General features: G+C 55.8%; 15 protein-coding genes and 1 pseudogene. 11 read left to right on the forward strand and 5 right to left on the reverse strand.

What is annotated here, in order from left to right; genetic code table 11:
• Positions 1 to 1,341: 1,341 nt before the first annotated feature.
• The 4 genes and pseudogenes from AB6Q56_RS21445 to AB6Q56_RS21460 all read left to right on the forward strand — a co-directional run.
• Positions 1,342 to 2,040: pseudogene (locus tag AB6Q56_RS21445) on the forward strand (glycosyltransferase family 2 protein); the annotation flags it as partial.
• An 839-nt stretch (positions 2,041 to 2,879) separates the two neighbouring features.
• A complete protein-coding gene (locus AB6Q56_RS21450) occupies positions 2,880 to 3,440 on the forward strand; it encodes a glycosyltransferase (RefSeq protein ID WP_434517188.1) in 561 nt (186 codons plus the stop codon).
• Positions 3,441 to 3,512: 72 nt separating this feature from the next.
• Positions 3,513 to 4,445 (forward strand): class I SAM-dependent methyltransferase, encoded by a 933-nt coding sequence (locus AB6Q56_RS21455; RefSeq protein ID WP_434515038.1) that lies wholly within the window; start codon positions 3,513 to 3,515, stop codon positions 4,443 to 4,445.
• Positions 4,445 to 5,023, forward strand: a complete 579-nt coding sequence (locus AB6Q56_RS21460; protein WP_434517189.1) for an NAD-dependent epimerase/dehydratase family protein — start codon at positions 4,445 to 4,447, stop codon at positions 5,021 to 5,023. The genes AB6Q56_RS21455 and AB6Q56_RS21460 overlap by 1 nt, the downstream gene beginning before the upstream one ends.
• Here the strand turns inward: AB6Q56_RS21460 and AB6Q56_RS21465 are convergent.
• Positions 4,983 to 5,153, reverse strand: a complete 171-nt coding sequence (locus AB6Q56_RS21465) for a hypothetical protein (RefSeq protein WP_434515039.1) — start codon at positions 5,151 to 5,153, stop codon at positions 4,983 to 4,985. The two genes, AB6Q56_RS21460 and AB6Q56_RS21465, sit on opposite strands and share 41 nt — an antisense overlap.
• Positions 5,154 to 5,323: 170 nt before the next feature.
• Between AB6Q56_RS21465 and AB6Q56_RS21470 the strand changes: the two genes are divergently transcribed.
• The 5 genes from AB6Q56_RS21470 to gmhB are packed head-to-tail and all read left to right on the forward strand — an operon-like array spanning position 5,324 to position 9,206.
• Entirely contained in the window at positions 5,324 to 6,355 is a 1,032-nt protein-coding gene (locus AB6Q56_RS21470) for a GDP-mannose 4,6-dehydratase (RefSeq protein WP_434515040.1), read from the forward strand.
• 13 nt (positions 6,356 to 6,368) lie between these two features.
• Positions 6,369 to 7,400: a GHMP family kinase ATP-binding protein gene (locus AB6Q56_RS21475; protein WP_434515041.1), complete on the forward strand. Its 1,032-nt coding sequence runs from the start codon at positions 6,369 to 6,371 to the stop codon at positions 7,398 to 7,400.
• Positions 7,397 to 7,981 (forward strand): D-sedoheptulose 7-phosphate isomerase, encoded by a 585-nt coding sequence (locus AB6Q56_RS21480; protein WP_434515042.1) that lies wholly within the window; start codon positions 7,397 to 7,399, stop codon positions 7,979 to 7,981. Before AB6Q56_RS21475 ends, AB6Q56_RS21480 begins: the two co-directional genes overlap by 4 nt.
• Positions 7,981 to 8,667: a nucleotidyltransferase family protein gene (locus tag AB6Q56_RS21485; protein ID WP_434515043.1), complete on the forward strand. Its 687-nt coding sequence runs from the start codon at positions 7,981 to 7,983 to the stop codon at positions 8,665 to 8,667. Before AB6Q56_RS21480 ends, AB6Q56_RS21485 begins: the two co-directional genes overlap by 1 nt.
• Positions 8,664 to 9,206 (forward strand): D-glycero-beta-D-manno-heptose 1,7-bisphosphate 7-phosphatase, encoded by a 543-nt coding sequence (gene gmhB, locus AB6Q56_RS21490; RefSeq protein ID WP_434515044.1) that lies wholly within the window; start codon positions 8,664 to 8,666, stop codon positions 9,204 to 9,206. The genes AB6Q56_RS21485 and gmhB overlap by 4 nt, the downstream gene beginning before the upstream one ends.
• On the opposite strand, the gene cysN is transcribed toward gmhB, so the two are convergent.
• Genes cysN through cysD form a run of 3 tightly spaced genes read right to left on the reverse strand, consistent with a single transcriptional unit; the run spans position 9,182 to position 13,418 of the window.
• The gene (cysN, locus tag AB6Q56_RS21495; protein WP_434515045.1) at positions 9,182 to 11,134 is read right to left on the reverse strand and encodes a sulfate adenylyltransferase subunit CysN; all 1,953 of its coding nucleotides are present in this window, start codon (positions 11,132 to 11,134) and stop codon (positions 9,182 to 9,184) included. The genes gmhB and cysN overlap by 25 nt on opposite strands.
• Positions 11,131 to 12,516 carry an FAD/NAD(P)-binding protein gene (locus AB6Q56_RS21500; protein ID WP_434515046.1) on the reverse strand — a complete coding sequence of 462 codons (1,386 nt, stop codon included), beginning with the start codon at positions 12,514 to 12,516 and terminating at the stop codon, positions 11,131 to 11,133. Before AB6Q56_RS21500 ends, cysN begins: the two co-directional genes overlap by 4 nt.
• Entirely contained in the window at positions 12,516 to 13,418 is a 903-nt protein-coding gene (gene cysD, locus AB6Q56_RS21505) for a sulfate adenylyltransferase subunit CysD (protein WP_434517190.1), read from the reverse strand. The genes AB6Q56_RS21500 and cysD overlap by 1 nt, the downstream gene beginning before the upstream one ends.
• Before the next feature lie 652 nt (positions 13,419 to 14,070).
• On the opposite strand from cysD, the gene cysQ reads away from it, so the two are divergent.
• Together cysQ and AB6Q56_RS21515 are read left to right on the forward strand one after the other, a co-directional pair.
• On the forward strand, positions 14,071 to 14,832 hold the full coding sequence (gene cysQ / locus AB6Q56_RS21510; RefSeq protein ID WP_434515047.1) for a 3'(2'),5'-bisphosphate nucleotidase CysQ: 762 nt from the start codon (positions 14,071 to 14,073) through the stop codon (positions 14,830 to 14,832).
• Positions 14,829 to 15,608, forward strand: coding sequence for a sulfite exporter TauE/SafE family protein (locus AB6Q56_RS21515; RefSeq protein WP_434515048.1), 780 nt, complete (start codon positions 14,829 to 14,831; stop codon positions 15,606 to 15,608). The genes cysQ and AB6Q56_RS21515 overlap by 4 nt, the downstream gene beginning before the upstream one ends.
• A gap of 890 nt (positions 15,609 to 16,498) precedes the next feature.
• Here AB6Q56_RS21515 and AB6Q56_RS21520 read toward each other — a convergent pair.
• Positions 16,499 to 17,625, reverse strand: a protein-coding gene (locus AB6Q56_RS21520) for an IS3 family transposase (RefSeq protein ID WP_374755713.1) whose coding sequence is annotated in 2 segments (ribosomal slippage) — positions 16,499 to 17,367 and positions 17,367 to 17,625 — 1,128 coding nt in all. Because the reading frame shifts where the segments join, the coding sequence is not laid out codon by codon here.
• Positions 17,626 to 17,633: the final 8 nt, after the last annotated feature.

Here is a 17,633-nt window from a genome sequence, read left to right on the forward strand (position 1 = left end):
AGTGGTCGCAAGGATCAACTGAAGTCAACGCTACGACATGATTTTTTGATTGGCGGCTACTTCGACGAGTTTTCTCATTTGCTACCCAGCATAAAAAAGACCTTCGATCAGAAGTTCAGCTTCGACTATTACTTCATTGATGCCGGCGACAAAGCATCTGATCTGAAGGCTTATATTGATTTGTTGGTCGACGGCGCATCACAGTTCCCAGTTCTTCAGTGCACACGTACTTGTGGACGAATTGGTTGGCTAAAAAAGAACTACAAGTCCAGCCATATCTACCTACTTCGAAATCCCTGGGATCAATGGTATTCCTACAAGGTTGACCCTTACATTGCTAACACCCCCCGCTTAACTTACTCATTAAGCAATGTCCCTGCACCGCTGAAGTCCGTGTTTGAGGCGAGCGGCGCCTGTCCATTGATTGGCCACAACACACAGGAAAAGGTTGCATACAGCTTCGGGCATCCCCTCACGCCCGAGCAGGATTACTTTCTGTTCTTCGGTTTATGGCTGCACTCCTTTGTTTGTTGCCAGCAAGACTGCGATGTATTCATTGATATGGACGAGCTGAGTGCATCCGAAGGTTACCGGGTCAAATGTCTTGCCCAACTGGAAGATATTGGTATTCGGTCGATTGATTTTTCTGACGCTAAGTTACATCGCGCTATTTTCGATTACCGAGAGAGGGCGGGCTTCCGTATAGTGGAAGAGCAAGTCCTAGAGATTTATCGGCAACATGGAGTGCCTACTGGATTGGCACGTGAGTATTTGGAAAAGGCAGGTCAAGAATCCTTTGTTTCGATCAACAAATTGGATGCTCCTCCTACAGGAATTCTGGAAGACGCATACCGGATGCGAGAGCTGCTGTCGGCCCGCGACGGCCAGATCGCCAGTCTGAGCCAAGCGGTCAGCGAGCGCGACGAGTTGCTATCGGCCCGCGACGGCCAGATCGCCAGTCTGAGCCAAGCGGTCAGCGAGCGCGACGAGTTGCTATCGGCCCGCGACGGCCAGATCGCCAGTCTGACTGATGAGACAGTGCGTCGTGGAGAATGGGCCTTAGGGTTGGATGCTGAACTGAGAGATGTGCGAGCAAAGCTTTTAGCCGTGACAAGCAGCAATTCCTGGCGCTTGACTCTCCCCTTGCGTGAGGCGCGGCGTTGGATTTCGTCTCCAGCGCAGCAAGCAAAACGCTACACAAAAGCCACACTAAGGCTGGCGAAGCGCGTGTACCAATCCTTGCCGCTAGGCTATCAGACCAAAGCTAACCATCGACAACTTCTTGCCAAGTTCTTCCCACGTCTGCTACTTGCAACTGGTACGCCAGCGGCGACTATTCCTATGCTTGCAGGCACTCATGTGTCACCGCAGCATGGTTCCGTAGCCAAGTTGACAGAAGCTGCAACAGATCCAGTAACTCCCGCAGCCAGCTTTGTAATTCCTGCTTCGGATCGTCCGGAGGTCTCGGTCATCATCCCTGTATATGGGAAAGTTGATTACACATTGCGATGCCTTGTGTCAATTGCAGGCAATCAACCAAAAACTGCCTTTGAGGTGATCGTGGTGGATGACTGTTCTCCCGATGACTCTTTTGATGTCCTGTTCAAAGTCCAGGGCATTCGGTTGCTGCGCAACGAGCAGAATCAGGGCTTCATCCGTTCATGCAACAACGGTGCAAAGGCAGCGCGTGGTGATTACCTGTATTTCCTGAATAACGATACCGAAGTCACTTCTGGCTGGCTGGACGAACTACTTCGCACCTTCCGCGAATTTCCGGGCACGGGGCTCGCAGGGTCAAAACTGGTCTATCCCGATGGGCGCCTCCAAGAAGCGGGGGGCATCATCTGGCAGGACGGCAGTGCCTGGAATTTCGGGCGTTTTCAAAATCCTCAGCTACCTATTTACAACTACGCCAGAGAGGTTGACTACTGTTCCGGTGCCTCCATCATGGTCCCTAAGTCGTTGTTTGATGAGTTAAACGGCTTTGATGAACACTATGCCCCAGCATACTGCGAAGATTCCGACCTTGCCTTGAAGATTCGCGACAAGGGCTATCGAGTCATCTATCAACCCCTGTCCATCGTCATTCACTTTGAAGGGATAACTTCGGGGACGGATACCACCCTGGGCGTAAAGGCCCACCAAATCGAAAATACAAGGAAGCTGTTCGAACGCTGGCAAGAGCGGCTCAAAGCCCATCAAGCATCTGGGACTGATGTAGACAATGCCAAAGACCGCAGGGCGAAGCGCCGCGTGCTGGTGCTCGACCACTGCACCCCCACGCCCGACCAAGATGCTGGCTCGGTAACGGTATTTAATCTACTGCTGTTGTTAAGGGAGATGGACTTCCAAGTCACGTTTATCCCTGAAGACAATTTTCTTTACATGCCCGAGTACACCACCGCATTGCAGCGGGCAGGTATTGAAGTGCTCTACGCCCCTTATGTCACCAATGTGGAGCAGCACCTGAAAGAGTACGGTGCACGATATGACCTAGCATTCCTTTTCAGGCCGGGGGTCGTCGAGCGCCACCTAAAAATCGTTCGCCAATACTGCACTAAAGCCAAGGTGCTCTTCCATACCGTGGACTTGCACTTCTTGCGCATGTCGCGCGAAGCTGAGCTTCAATCAGACAATGCCAAACAAAAGGCAGCAGACGAAATGCGGCAGCGCGAGCTGGCAGCGATCCGTGCCGTCGATGCCACCATCGTACACAGCACAGCCGAACTGGAAATCCTTTGGCCTCTGTTGCCCGAGGCCAAGCTTCATGTGTTCCCCTTGATCATGGATGTCAAAGGGTCGAGCAAGATCTTTGCAGAGCGCAGAGATATTGTCTTTGTCGGCGGCTATCAACATACTCCTAACGTCGATGCGGTGAAATATTTTGTAGAAGATGTCATGCCTTTGCTGCGCAAAAAACTCACTGGCGTGCACTTTTACGCAGTTGGCAGCAAGCCACCTGCCGCTATACAAGCGCTGGCAGCGGAAGACGTCATTGTTACGGGCTTTGTAGAAGACCTGACGCCACTGCTCGACAGGATGCGTGTATCGGTTGCCCCTTGCGCTATGGAGCTGGTATTAAGGGCAAGATCGGCACCGCAATGGCCGTTGGGTTGCCCGTTGTAGCCACCTCACTAGCGGCAGAGGGAATGTCGCTCACCGATGGTGAAAATATTTTGGTGGCTGACGATGCAGAAGCCCTTGCTGCTGCGATTGCCAGAATCTACCAAGATGAAGCGCTGTGGAACCGTATTAGCGAAAATGGAGTGGATTTTGCTGAGCAATCGTGGGGAGCCGAGGCAGCTTGGAATAAACTTGCGAGAATTCTTTGTGAGTTGGGTTTTTTATTACAGCGCGGAAACAGACAGTTAATTCTTTATGGGGCCGATCGTAGTGATGGAAAAAAGTTGCGACGACAAATCTTAAGTCGCCAGCCTTGAAGGCGGGTGTTGCTGATGATGAGTATCGTAAAAAAGTCCAACAAGAACTGGCCATCTATGAAAAGCAGGTAAATGTTCAGCGATCTTCCAGATATTTACCATTATTGGTCCAATAAATACTTGGCTCCAATTTTTCGTGATGCTGGATTTTCGACGATTGCCGAATTTTTCTCATCTAATCTTCTAGTCGCTGCAACAAGAACAGGTTGTACAAAAGCCTATTTTGTTAGCGTAGGGGCGGGAAATTGTGATTTGGAGGTCTCTATTGCCAAAAACCTACTCCAAGCTGGCTTGAGTGAATTTGTATTGGAGTGTCTTGAGATAAATCCTGTGATGCTTGAACGGGGTAAGCAGATAGCCAAAGAAAATGGTGTCTTGAGTAAGATGGTTTTTGTTGAGGCTGACTTCAATACGTGGCAAGCAAGCCGTGAATACCATGGGGTAATGGCAAATCAATCACTGCATCACGTAACCCAACTCGAAAATTTATTTGATCAAGTAAGAAATGCTCTGCATAGAGATGGAAGCTTTGTGATTAGTGACATGATTGGTCGAAACGGCCACCAGAGATGGCCGGAAGCATTGGAGATCGTTCAAAGGTATTGGAAGGAATTGCCGGATACAAAGAAATATAATCATCTTCTTAATAGATTTGAGGCTGAGTACGACAACTGGGATTGTAGTATAGAAGGCTTTGAGGGGATTCGTGCAGAAGATATTCTGCCCTTGCTTGTTCAAAGATTTCAGTGCGAAAAGTTTGTCGGTTTTGGGAATGTCATTGATATTTTTGTTGACAGATGTTTTGGTCACAACTTCAGCCGTGAATCCGAAGAAGATAAGGCCCTTATAGATAAAGTTCATGCAGAAGATGAAGCGGGATTTGCTGCTGGTACATTAACTCCGACGCACATGATGGCAGTTTTTTGTAAAACATTGCATTGTGAGTCATTTTATTCGCGAGGAATTAAGCCGCATGCCGTATTAAAATTCAGAGGGTTGGCGTGATGAGAACCAAATCGACCTTCTTTATAGTAGGTGCTACAGGCTACGTTGGTAGCGTCTTGTTAGCGAATGCCAACAAGTCGGGCTCTGCTCTTGGCACATCATCCTCTGGCGGAAAAGGCCTTCTGCCGCTCCGCCTGGATGCGCCTGCTGATTTTGATTACGGCAAGGTCCGTTCCGGTGATGTCGCGCTGCTAACAGCCGCCATTTCAGCGCCCGACATCTGCGCTCGTGAGCACGATCGTGCGTGGGCGGTGAACGTTACCGGAACGTCGAGCTTTATCCAGAGCGTTATCGATCGCGGTGCCCGCGTACTCTTTTTTTCCAGCGATACCGTCTATGGCGAGCGCGAAGATTCGTTCGACGAGTCAGCAGCGTGCAATCCGACAGGCGAGTATGCGGAAATGAAACGCGAGGTCGAACAACGCTTTTCGGGCAACGCATCATTCAAGGCGATTCGTCTTTCATACGTGTTCTCTCGCGAAGACAAGTTTCACCCGCTACCTAGCCGGATGCGCCACGCGTCACGAGGAAGCCGATCTATTCCATCCGTTTTTCCGTGCCATCGTGCATCGCGATGATGTCGTCGAGGGCGCGTTGGCGCTGGCGGCTCGCTGGAATGACGTGCCTGAGCAGGTCATCAACTTCGGCGGCCCGCAGGTGCTTTCTCGGATCGAGTTCGCCGAATGCCTTCGAGAGACTCATCTCCATGACCTGCGCTTCAAGGTGACAGAACCCGGCGCAGACTTCTTCAAGAATCGCCCCCGTGTCATTGCGATGACGTCCCCAGTTTTATCCAGACTGCTTGGACGGCCGCCTCGCACGCTTCGCGAGGCTGCTCGTCTGGAGTTTGCGGCGTCTTCAAATACTGAGAGATTTTTATGAGCAAAAAAGTATTAATCACTGGAATCACCGGACAGGTGGGCTCGCAGTTGGCTGACTTCGTACTCGAGAACACGTCGTACGATGTCGTCGGCATGATGCGATGGCAGGAGCCGATGGATAACCTCTATCACCTGACTGACCGGATCAATCGTAAAGACCGTATCAGCCTGCACTACGCCGATCTGAATGACTACTCGGCCCTTGCGCGCATGCTCAAGGCCGTTCGGCCAGATTACGTCTCGCACTTGGCCGCGCAGTCATATCCGAAGACCTCGTTCGACATTCCGATCGAGACCTTACAGACCAACATCATCGGTACCGCCAATTTGCTCGAAGCCATCCGCCAGCAAAAGGAGGCTGACGGTTACGACCCGGTCGTGCATGTTTGTTCTTCAAGTGAAGTTTATGGGCGCGCCAAGCCTGGGATGCCGCTTGCGGAAGACACGCCCTTTCATGGAGCGAGCCCCTACAGCATCAGCAAGATCGGCACGGATTATCTGGGCCGCTTTTACGGCGAAGCGTATCGCTTGCGCACCTTCGTTACCCGCATGGGTACGCATTCCGGCCCCCGGCGCAGCGACGTGTTCTTTGAGAGCACTGTGGCAAAACAGATCGCACTGATCGAGGCTGGATATCAGACGCCGGAGATCCGCGTTGGGAATCTTTCCAGCACCCGAACGTTCCAGGATGCGCGAGATGCGGTCAGGGCCTACTTCCTTTTGTTGGAAGCGAGCGCTCAAGGCAAGATAGCCTGCGGAGAATATTTCAACATCGCTGGTGAAGAAGCTTTCCAACTGCCTGAGGTGATCGATATCCTCCTTGGATTCAGCACCCGTACCGACATCAAGGTTGTGACCGATCAGGACCGGTTAAGGCCGATCGATGCTGACTATCAAATGTTCGATAACACCAAGATTCGTGCAGCGATCGATTGGAAGCCCGAAATTCCGGCCAGAAAGATGTTTGAAGACTTGTTGAACCACTGGCGCAGCGAAATTGCCAAGGGACGCATTCCACTGAATCGCTAAACGGAGAGATAAGATGCCTGTAGTTCGAGCCCGTGCACCTCTTCGCCTTGGACTGGCTGGTGGCGGCACCGACGTGTCTCCGTATTGCGATATCTATGGTGGTTTTGTGCTCAATGCGGCCATTGACCGCTACGCCTATGCGGTGATCAAAACCCTGGACGAGCCAGTGGTCCGCTTTATTGCTACCGACCAGCAGGTGGAGAAGGTTAGGCCGGCGGAAGTGCCGTTACCGCTTGATGGCAATCTGGATTTGCACAAGTCGGTGTACAACCACATCGTGCAAAACTTCAATGGCGGCAAGCCTATCCCGTTGGAATTGAGTACGTTCTGCGATGCGCCGGCCGGTTCTGGTTTAGGGTCATCCTCGACGTTGGTGGTGACCATGATCCGCGCCTTTGCGGAATTGCTGAACCTGCCCCTGGATGACTACACCATCGCCCACATGGCTTACCAAATCGAACGGGTGGATTGTGGGCTGCAAGGAGGCCGGCAAGATCAGTATTCGGCGACGTTCGGTGGTTTCAACTTCATGGAGTTTTACGCTGACGAGCGGGCAGTTATTAATCCGCTGCGCGTCAAGAACTGGATCCTGTGCGAGCTTGAGGCCTCCTTGGTGCTGTACTTCACCGGAGTGTCGCGTGAGTCGGCGCACATCATCGCGGACCAGAGTAGCAATGTGAAGTCCGGTGCGGCAGATGCGCTGGAGGCGATGCATGGCATCAAGCGTGAGGCCCTTGCGATGAAAGAATGCTTGTTGCGGGGGGACTTTGAGGGCTTGGTGGAGTCTATGCGCCTAGGCTGGGAAAACAAGAAACGTTCGGCTAAAACGGTATCCAATCCGCACATCGATGCAATCTACGATTCGGCCCTTCAGGCCGGTGCCTTAGCCGGAAAAGTATCCGGTGCAGGCGGCGGTGGCTTCATGTGGTTCTTTGTGCCCACAGAAAAGCGCATGGATGTGATCCGCACCCTGAGTGGCTTTGGTGGGCAGGTAAGTAACTGTCACTTCACGAAACACGGTACGCAGGCATGGAGAATTTCATGAGAGATTACATCACTGGTCAGATTCAGGAGACCCAGCGGGTCATGTCGGCCATGTTGGCGGACGATTCGCTACTGGCGCGGGTGGCGGCGGCGGCCGAGGCTTGCGTCGCGTCCATGAACAACGGCGGCAAGATTTTGCTTGCCGGAAATGGCGGTAGCGCCGCCGATGCACAACACATTGCCGGTGAATTTGTCAGCCGGTTTGCTTTTGATCGTCCTGGTCTGCCTGCCATCGCGTTGACCACAGACACGTCCATTCTTACGGCGATTGGCAATGACTACGGCTATGACAAGCTGTTTGCTCGTCAGGTGCAGGCACATGCCCAAAAGGGCGATGTCTTCATCGCCTATTCGACCTCTGGAAAGTCTCCCAATGTGATTGCTGCGCTCCAGGAGGCGAAAAGCCGTGGCGTCGTATGCATTGGCATGACAGGTAACCGTGGAGGTCCGATGAAGGAGCTGTGCGAATACTACCTAGACGTTCCTTCGGCTGACACGCCAAAGATCCAGGAAGGGCATGCCGTGCTGGGCCATATCCTGTGCGGCTTGGTCGAACAGGCACTGTTCAAGGCGCCCGCCTGATGGAGGCAATTGTTCTGGCCGGCGGGTTTGGCACACGGTTGCGCCAAGTGGTGGCAGATGTGCCCAAGCCGATGGCGCCTATTGCTGGTCGCCCGTTTTTGGAGATTTTGCTTGGCTCGCTCGCGAAAAAGGGCTTTTCGCGAGCGGTTCTCTCGCTGGGGTTCATGGCTGAAAAGATCAGCGGCCATTTTGGTTCCCGGTTCGCTGGGCTGGACATCGCATACGTTGTGGAAGACACACCCCTTGGCACCGGGGGCGCAACTCGGCTTGCCGCCGAGGCATGCACCCAAGACCATGTATATGTCTTTAACGGCGACACCTATCTCGACCTTGAGGTCGAACTGCTCGAACAGCAATGGCAGGTCAGGCGGCATCCGATCGTTGTCGGTAGGCAGGTGTCGGATACCGCACGCTATGGGCGTTTGGTTGTAGATGGCGATCGGATAACCAGTTTTGAAGAAAAGGGAATCACGGGCCAAGGCTTAATCAATGCGGGTTGCTATGTGCTGTCAAGAGATGCGCTGGCGAGATTCCCTCTGAACCAGGCCTTCTCCATCGAGACCGACTACCTTGTACCAGAGGTTGCGCGTGAAATGGTTGAGGTATTTGTGACCAAGGGAGTGTTCATCGACATTGGAATCCCCGCAGACTATGCGCGGGCGCAGACACTCCTTGCAGATCTATGAAGAGACCCGCGCTGTTTCTGGATCGGGATGGCGTGATCAATGTGGATCACGGGTATGTGCACACGCCAGAAGAGTTTCACTTCATCGACGGTATTTTTGACCTTGTGTCCGCCGCCAATCGGTCGGGCTACCTCGTTGTCGTGGTGACGAACCAGGCCGGTATTGGACGTGGCTACTACAGTGAGGCGCAGTTTCATAACTTGACTCATTGGATGAAGTGCAGATTCGCCGAGCATGGTGGACGAATCGACGGTGTCTACTTCTGCCCCTATCATCCGGAACACGGTATCGGTAAGTACCGCCGGGAGAGTGAATTCCGCAAGCCAGCTCCAGGCATGTTGCTGCAAGCCCAAAGTGAACTAGGGATCGACCTGGAGCGATCGATTCTTGTTGGCGACAAGCTGAGTGACATGGCGGCAGGCCGCTCAGCGGGAGTGGGGACGCTCTTGCATTTCGGCGGCGAGCATGTCGGGGGCGACACCATCGCCATCAGTCAACTTTCCGAGGCGATGCGTTATGTGTGTGCGCCTGCAAGATAAAGGCTTATTTGTTTCACGCAGTCCTCTGTGTTCGTAACAGTTGAGTTAATCACCAAATCTGGGTTCGAAGGTCGTTCGTAGGGGCTGTTGATCCCCGTCATGTTTGGCAACTGACCACTACGGGCCTTTTTGTACAGCCCCTTGGGATCACGCTGCTCGCATACTTCCAGCGGCGTGTCCACGAACACTTCGATGAAGTTTTCAGCACCGATCAACTCCCGTGCCATTTCGCGTTCGGCCCTAAAGGGACTGATGAAGGCGGTCATCACAATCAGGCCTGCATCCATCATCAACTTGGCGACTTCCGCCACACGGCGAATGTTTTCGACCCTATCGGCGTCGGTAAACCCCAGGTCTTTGTTCAGTCCTTGCCGTATGTTGTCACCGTCCAGAATGTAAGTACGCTTGCCCTGGGCGTGAAGTTCCTTCTCCAGGACGTTGGCAAGGGTGGACTTGCCGGAACCGGACAGGCCGGTGAACCAGATGACTTTGCCTTTGTGGCCATTGAGGCGTTCGCGGTCTTCATGGGTGATGCTGAGTGCCTGCCGGTGCACGTTCTGCGCACGGCGCAGGTTGTGGCGGATCATGCCGGCGGCCACCGTGGCGTGGGTGAACTTGTCTACCAGGATGAAGCCGCCCAACGTGCGGTTGTCGTCGTAAGGGGCAAACACTACCGGCTTGCTCAGCGCCAGGTTGGCCACGGCAATGTCGTTGAGTGTGAGCTGTTTGCACGACTCATGCGCCTGTGTGTTCACGTTGACCTGATATTTCAGGCTGGTGAGGCTGGCGCTGGCCCACTGGTTGGCAAGCTTCATCTCGTAGGCCCGCCCCATATGACCGGGTTCATCGTGCATCCACACGAGCGTGGCCTCGAACTGGTCGGTCATCTCCAGCGGTTGTTCGGCCAGGGCCAACACGTCGCCGCGCGAGGCGTCGACTTCTCTGTCGAGCACCAAGGTGACGGCGTCGCCAGCATGGGCAATTGGCAAATCACCGTCTGCGGTGACCATCCGTGACAGAGTCGCCGTCTGACCAGACGCGGTGACTCGGATTAGATCGCCAACCTTCAATTGACCTGCTGCCAGGGTGCCACTGAAGCCCCGGAAGCTGGCATTAGGCCGATTCACCCACTGCACCGGGAACACAACTTTGTTGTGAACGGGTTGGGTGATGGGAAGTGTCCCCAGGCAACCCATCAAGGTGGGACCCTGATACCAGGGGGTGTGCCGGGAGCGCTCGGTGATGTTGTCGCCTTTCAGGGCCGATAGCGGAATGGGCGTGATGCTCGTGAAGCCGAGCGGCTGGGCCAGTATGTGGAAGTCGGCCACGATGGCGTCGAAGACCGCTTGCTGGTAGCCCACCAGGTCCAGCTTGTTGACAGCCAGGATGACCTGCTTGATGCCCACCAGCGACACCAGGTAGGCATGGCGCCGGGTTTGCGTGAGCACGCCTTGGCGGGCATCGATCAGCAGCACCGCCACATCGGCTGTGGAGGCACCCGTCACCATGTTGCGGGTGTATTGCTCGTGCCCGGGTGTGTCGGCCACGATGAACTTGCGCCGGGGCGTGGCGAAGAAGCGGTAGGCCACGTCGATCGTGATGCCTTGCTCACGCTCAGCCGCCAGGCCATCGACCAGCAAAGCGAAGTCAATGTCCTGCCCTTGGGTGCCGTGCCGCTTGGAGTCGGCCTGCAAGGCAGTGAGTTGGTCGTCGAACACCTGTTGTGATTCCCACAGCAAGCGACCAATCAGGGTGCTCTTGCCATCGTCCACGCTGCCGCAGGTGATGAAGCGCAGCAAGTCCTGTTGGGCTTGCTGGACCATCCAATCGTGGATGGTGGCGGTCTTGGGGCACCGATCCATCGACGGGTGTTTGCTTGCCGTGGGTGCTTTGGGTTGGCGTGTGGCTTTGGAAGGGGCTTTGTTCATGGCAGATGCAGCAGGGTTTGTGCAAGATGTTGGGCATGCAGGCGCAACTCGGGTACAGCGGTCGCTTCCCAGAGCGTTCCCTTGAGCAGCGGGCCCACGTACCACAGGCCCTCGACGGGATTCTGGTGGGTGTCTATGACCTGAAGGTCTGGTGTGACCCTCAGGCCCAGGCCATGGGTATCCGGTGCTATCCAGCCCTTTTTGAGTAGCTGAGCCATCAGTGGATTGGCGTGGCGTTGTATGTCGGTATTGGGTCCGATGCAGTTGACGATAGCGCAGACCTGCAGGGTGTTCACTTGCTGCGATCCCCTGCGCCGATACGCCACTTCAACCCCATCGGAAAGTTGCCGCAGGGTGGTGATTCGCCCTGCGATGACCTGAGCTCGACGCTCTGCCAGCAGTTGATCCAGCCGCTGGGCGGCCATGGGTGCGAGCCGATGGCGATGCACATCCCAGTGCGCCTGTAGATGGCGCAAGAATCGCCGTTGCTCATTTGCTGGCAGCGATTGCCAGAGTTGAGGCGTGTGCGGGCGCAGTTCATTCAAGGCATCGCGCCAATCACCCCCCTGTTGGGCCAGTGCTTTCAGGTGTTGGCGCAAGACCCGGGTGTAGGCCCGAACCGTGGGTGGCACATCGCGCAGATATTCTGGGAATGACTGAGGCTTGGGCGCGGTCGTCGATAGCCGGTGGCGATGCGGTAGCAGACCATGGCGAGACAGCAGGTAGATGGATCCTCGGTGCGGAGATTGCGCCAGGCAGAACAAGGCATCGACCGCTGTATGGCCGGTGCCCACGATCAACACCGGCTGATCGTTGGGCAGGCGGTGCATGTCGTCAAAGTTCCACGGGTCGATCACGTGCGCACCAACCTCTGGGTCCAATGGAATGGGGAATCGAGGCCGCTGGTGGCCCAGGGCCAGGACCACCTGGTCAGCAATCAATTGTTCTCCGCTGGCCAGTGCCACCTGCCATGTGGACTCGCCAGACTCCCCGATGGCGCGGTTCAATGCCACTGCTTCATCCACCCGCAGTTCGATCAGGCCCGGGCTGGCGACTTGGGTTTGCGACCACAGGCTTCGCAGGTACTGACCATAGAGCCGACGCGAGACAAAGGAGCCTGGCGACAGAGAAGGGTCGATGCGCTGGCAATACGCCACGAAGTGCCCAGGCTCATTGGCCAGGGCGCTCATGTTGCCCGCAGGGACGTTGAGCAACAGGTTGTCGTCGTCAAACCGATACGCCAGGCCGCGACCGATGTCTGGGGTGGGGTTAACGAGTGTGATTCGCAGGCGATTCGGTGTGCAGCTGCGCGCCAGATGGATGGCCGTGAGCGTGCCACTGAAGCCGCCACCGATGATGACCACGTGTTTGGGGCGAGCCATCAGAAGTAGCCTTCCTGTTTTTTCTTTTCCATGGAGCCAGCGCTGTCGGTGTCGATCTTGCGCCCCTGGCGCTCGGACTGGCGAGCGTGAATGATCTCCAGCAGGATGTCTTCCAGCGTCTCGGCTTCGGACTCCACCGCCCCGGTGAGCGGGTAGCAGCCCAGGGTTCGAAAGCGGACCTTCTTGATCTGCACCTCTTCGCCAGGCAGCAAGCGGCAGCGCTCGTCGTCCACCATCATGATCATCTCGGGCCGTACCACCACGGGCCGGGGCTTGGCAAAGTACAGCGGGACCATGGGGATGTTCTCCTGGTAGATGTACTGCCAGATGTCGAGCTCGGTCCAATTGCTCAAAGGAAAGACCCGGATGCTTTCGCCCGGACTCTTGCGGGTGTTGTAGAGGTTCCAGAGTTCTGGGCGCTGGTTCTTCGGGTCCCAACGGTGGGTGGACGTGCGGAAGGAGAAGACGCGTTCCTTGGCGCGGGACTTTTCTTCGTCGCGACGGGCACCGCCAAACACCACGTCGAATTTGTAATGGTCCAGCGCCTGCTTGAGGCCTTCGGTCTTGGTGATGTCGGTGTGCAGCGCCGAGCCATGGTCGAAGGGGTTGATATTTTTTTCGACGGCTTCGGGGTTGGTGTGCACCAGCAGGTCCATGCCGCTTTCGCGGGCCATGAAGTCCCGAAACAGGTACATTTCCTGAAATTTCCAGCGCGTGTCGATGTGCAGCAGCGGAAACGGCGGCGGTGCGGGGTAAAAGGCCTTTCGCGCCAAGTGCAGCATGACGCCACTGTCTTTGCCGATGGAGTACATCATCACCGGGTTCTGCGCTTCGGCCACCGCTTCGCGGATGATGTGGATGCTCTCGGCCTCCAGCCGCTTGAGGTGGGGGGACGGTGCCAGATCGGTTTTGGCGTTGCCGCTCAAGCTTAAGCCCGCAGGCAATACCGGGCGGTAGGCTTGCGGGCAGAGGTGGATGTCGGCGGTGCTGTTCATGTGACGCAGATGCGCCACCAAAGCACCATGGGGGAACACGGCAATGGGTTTGCCGATGTGGCGTTGCAGGTCGGCCAACGCTTGATGAACGGCTGCATCGTTCAGGTTAGCCAACGGCACCCAGAAACGGGCGCCGCGCGCGTCGTTGGCGTGCAGGCAGGGTTGGCCGCCAGGCAGGGGATTCAGTTGAACAAACAGTACCCGGTCGCGCCGCTTGCGCGCTTGCTCGATGGCCCAGTCCAGCACCAGCCGGTTGGTTGATCGATCGCGCTCGTCCAGTAGCAACTCGGGCGCCAGTTCCTGCGGCAGCAAGTCCATGGCGTTCAGGCGCCGCTCGGCCGTGCGTTTGGTATCGGCTTCGCCCAGCGATTGGAGGTGGGCGAAGGCGAGTTCGGTGTCCCACACCTGGGGGGCATCGAGGCCAAGCAGATTGGCATCTAGGTCTGTCGCAGATTGCTTTTTATTCATGTGCTTTATAGAAAATCGCTTGTGATACGATCGACATTCGTATTAAATCACAAACAAACACATAATGCGACAAGTGGATCGAGCCATATTGTTGGACAAGCTGCTGCCCGTTGTGCGCGCTGCGGGCGATGCCGTCATGGCGATCTACCAAGAGGGTGGGTCCCAAGTGGTATACAAAGCCGATGCCAGCCCGGTGACTGAGGCCGACCTGGCTGCCCATCGGGTGTTGGCAGCAGGGCTGGCGCCTCTGTTGCCGGATTGCCCAGTGGTATCCGAGGAGGATTCGGCTTCACTGGCAGCGAATGCTCCTTCGTACCGCTTCTGGCTGGTGGACCCGCTGGATGGCACCAAGGAGTTCATCGCCCGCAACGGCGAGTTCACGGTGAACATTGCCTTGATTGAAGATGCCCGATCTGTGTTTGGCGTGGTGTATGCGCCAGCCATTGATGCAATGTACTGGGGAGGCGCAGGCATGGGGGCATTTCGATGCATGGGTGCCCAAACTGTTGCGATCAAAGTGGCGGCTGCCGAGGCAGGGGGTGCATGCCGGGTTGTGGCAAGTAAGAGCCATCTCAATGAGGCAACGCGATCCTTGATAGATCGCTTGGGTGATGTCAGCCTGGTCCAGGCTGGCAGCTCGCTCAAGTTCTGCCGGGTGGCTGAGGGCGAGGCCGACATCTATCCTCGGTTGGCGCCGACTTGCGAATGGAACACGGCGGCAGCCCAGGCGGTGCTGGAGGGTGCAGGTGGGGTGGTCGTAGACCCTCAGGGCATTCCCTTGCTGTACGGCAAGCCCGACGTGCTCAATCCCTCATTCATCGCCACTCGTGATACAGCGCTGATCCCGGCATGATCGATACCGCGTATGCCCTGGCCGGTGCGTTTACTGGCTTTGTTGTAGGCTTAACCAGCGTCGGTGGCGGTGCATTGATGACACCGATCCTGCTGATCTTTTTTGGCGTGTCGCCGACCACGGCCATTGCGACCGATTTATGGTTTGCAGCTATCACCAAGCTGGTTGGAGCCAGGGTGCATCACACCAACGGCAATGTCGACTGGCAGGTCGCCAAACGCCTGTGGTTGGGCAGTTTGCCCATGGCTTTGCTGATTGTGGTCATCGTCAGCCTGGGGGCGCAGGTTGCGAAGGTGGACTGGTTGACGAAGGCGATTGGCGTGGTGGTGTTGATCACTGCCGTCGGGTTGCTTGTTGCTCCAAGGCTGGTGGCTTATGCCCGGTGGCGGCGGATTGGGCAGCCAGAACGTTTCAAGGCAATTCAACCAGCGCTTACGGTGATATCTGGCGGGGTGTTGGGTCTGTGCGTCGCCCTCACCTCGGTGGGTGCCGGTGCGCTGGGTAGTGTGATGTTGCTCTACCTGTATCCGCTGCGGATGATGCCGCATCGGCTGGTGGCAACCGACATCGTGCATGCCATTCCCTTGGCGGTGGTGGCCGGGTTGGGCTATCTGTTCGCGGGCATGGTGGATTGGTGGATGCTGGCCAGTTTGTTGGTGGGCTCTATACCCACCGTGCTTCTGGGAAGTTTGTTGGCCGGGAAGATAACTGGCCGAGGGGTTCAGATCGCCTTGGCGTTAGTGCTGCTTGCAGCGGGGGTGAAGGTGCTAATGTGAGAGGGAGGGAAGATGGATAGTCAGATCATCGCGGCGGCAATCGCCGTCGTTGGAACACTTGGTGGTGGATTGGTAACCGTTTGGGCTCAGCGCGAATCTAAAAGGATGGCCTCACTGGAAAAGCGAATCCAGCGATACAGCAGTGAGATCCGGGCACGGCAGGCCCAAGAAGATATTGCGGCTGAGTGGTTGTACGAGTTGGGAGTGGCGAATTCGGCGCGAGCCGCGAAGCTCTTGTTGCGGGATCGTACCGAGGAACGACGTGGGCTACGCCCGGAGATCGGCCCCGCTGGAGTTCGGGAGCGATAGTAGTTTCCTCCGCGTGCTTCCGCACCAACCCGCAGGCGTTATTGAGGAAAGTTCGATGGAGTGTTAAACTCCACCACCATCGACAACTTTCAGGTAGTCCGAAGAAGGCCAGAAAACCACGGTGTATCTAGGTTTCTGGCTTTTTTTATCCTGCTTTTAAATGCTAGGATGGCTGAAGGTACGCCCGCTACGCCTGTTTTCCCGTTAAACGCTTAAGAGGTTGCCCTAGTGCTTTTTGGGGGCAAGAAACTCGTATAGGCCTGCGGTGCATCCGTTTTAGTTAAATGGCATTAATCATATTTCCTTGCCAAGTTTTATCAATCGATATCTTTGACTCGGTATCAATAAAACCCAATTAACATCTTGATTCAAGAAACGTATGATGGCTGGGCACTTTTGCCCAACTAATGGATAGCATTCGTTCACATGTTAATCAGACGGTTTTATTACCCCGAAATTAAATCAGAGGCCTTTGGCCTGAAGGAAATCAATATGTCTCGCCTGGGGCGCATCGTTGCGCTGAGAGGTGGCCCCGCGCAGTTGGACAGAAATTTGGTTTTCTTAAGTGAGTTCTCTGCGGGTTAAGCCGCTGCGGCGAGCAGCGGCTGGTTGAAGTAAGCCGTATCCGGGGTTTGCCCGTCAAGCGTTGAGTGCGGGCGACGACGATTGTAAAAATCGAAGTAGCGGGCCAGCGCCTGTCGGACCTCGGAAACGGTGTCGTAGCCGTGCAGGTAAATCTCCTCGTACTTGACCGATTTCCAGAGGCGTTCGACGAATACGTTATCGCGCCAGCAGCCCTTGCCATCCATGCTGACCTGAATGCTGTGCTCCTGAAGCAAGCCAATGAAGGCCGAACTGGTGAATTGGCTGCCCTGGTCTGTGTTCATGATTTCCGGTCGGCCATACTTCATGATGGCCTCTTCCAGAGCATCGACGCAGGGATCAGCCGTCAGGCTGTTCGACAGGCGCCAACTCAGCACCCGACGGGTTGCCCAATCAAGCACCGCGCTCAGATAGACGAAGCCCCGGCGCATCGGGATGTAGGTCGTATCCATGGCCCAGACCTGATTCGGACGCTCGATGGCAAGGCCGCGCAGCAGGTAGGGATAGATGCGGTGTGCCTGGTTGCGCCGACTGGTGTTGGCCTTGCGGTAGATGGCCTGGATATCGAGCTTCTTCATCAGCGTACCGACATGTTTGCGACCGATTTCATGGCCTTCGAGCTTGAGCATATCGCGCAACATCCGCGCACCGGCAAAGGGATGCTCCAGGTGCAGTTCATCAATCCGCCGCATCAGCATCAAATCGATTTCGGATGTGGGCTGCGGCTGGTAATAGACAGAAGAACGCGAAAGCTCAAGTAACTGGACTTGCCTGACGACAGGCAGATCGTGGGCCTTGTCGATCATCGTTTTGCGCTCGCATCGCCGATGCGACCGAGCGCGACGGCCAAAAAATCAATCTCCAACGCCTGCTGGCCTATCTTTGCATGCAAATCCTTCAGGTCCGGCGTGGCCGCCTGCTTCTCGGCAGCCGTCGCAAAGACACCCGAGGCGTTCTCGAGCAATTGTGTCTTCCATTGCGTAATCTGATTCGGATGAACGTCAAACTTCTCTGCTAACGCAGCCAGCGTCTCATCGCCCTTGAGGGCGGCAATCGCCACTTTGGCCTTGAAGGCGGCTGTGTGGTTACGGCGGGGTCTTCTCATTGCTTCTG

This window comes from Dechloromonas sp. ARDL1 (genome assembly GCF_051122455.1).
Taxonomy (GTDB): domain Bacteria; phylum Pseudomonadota; class Gammaproteobacteria; order Burkholderiales; family Rhodocyclaceae; genus Azonexus.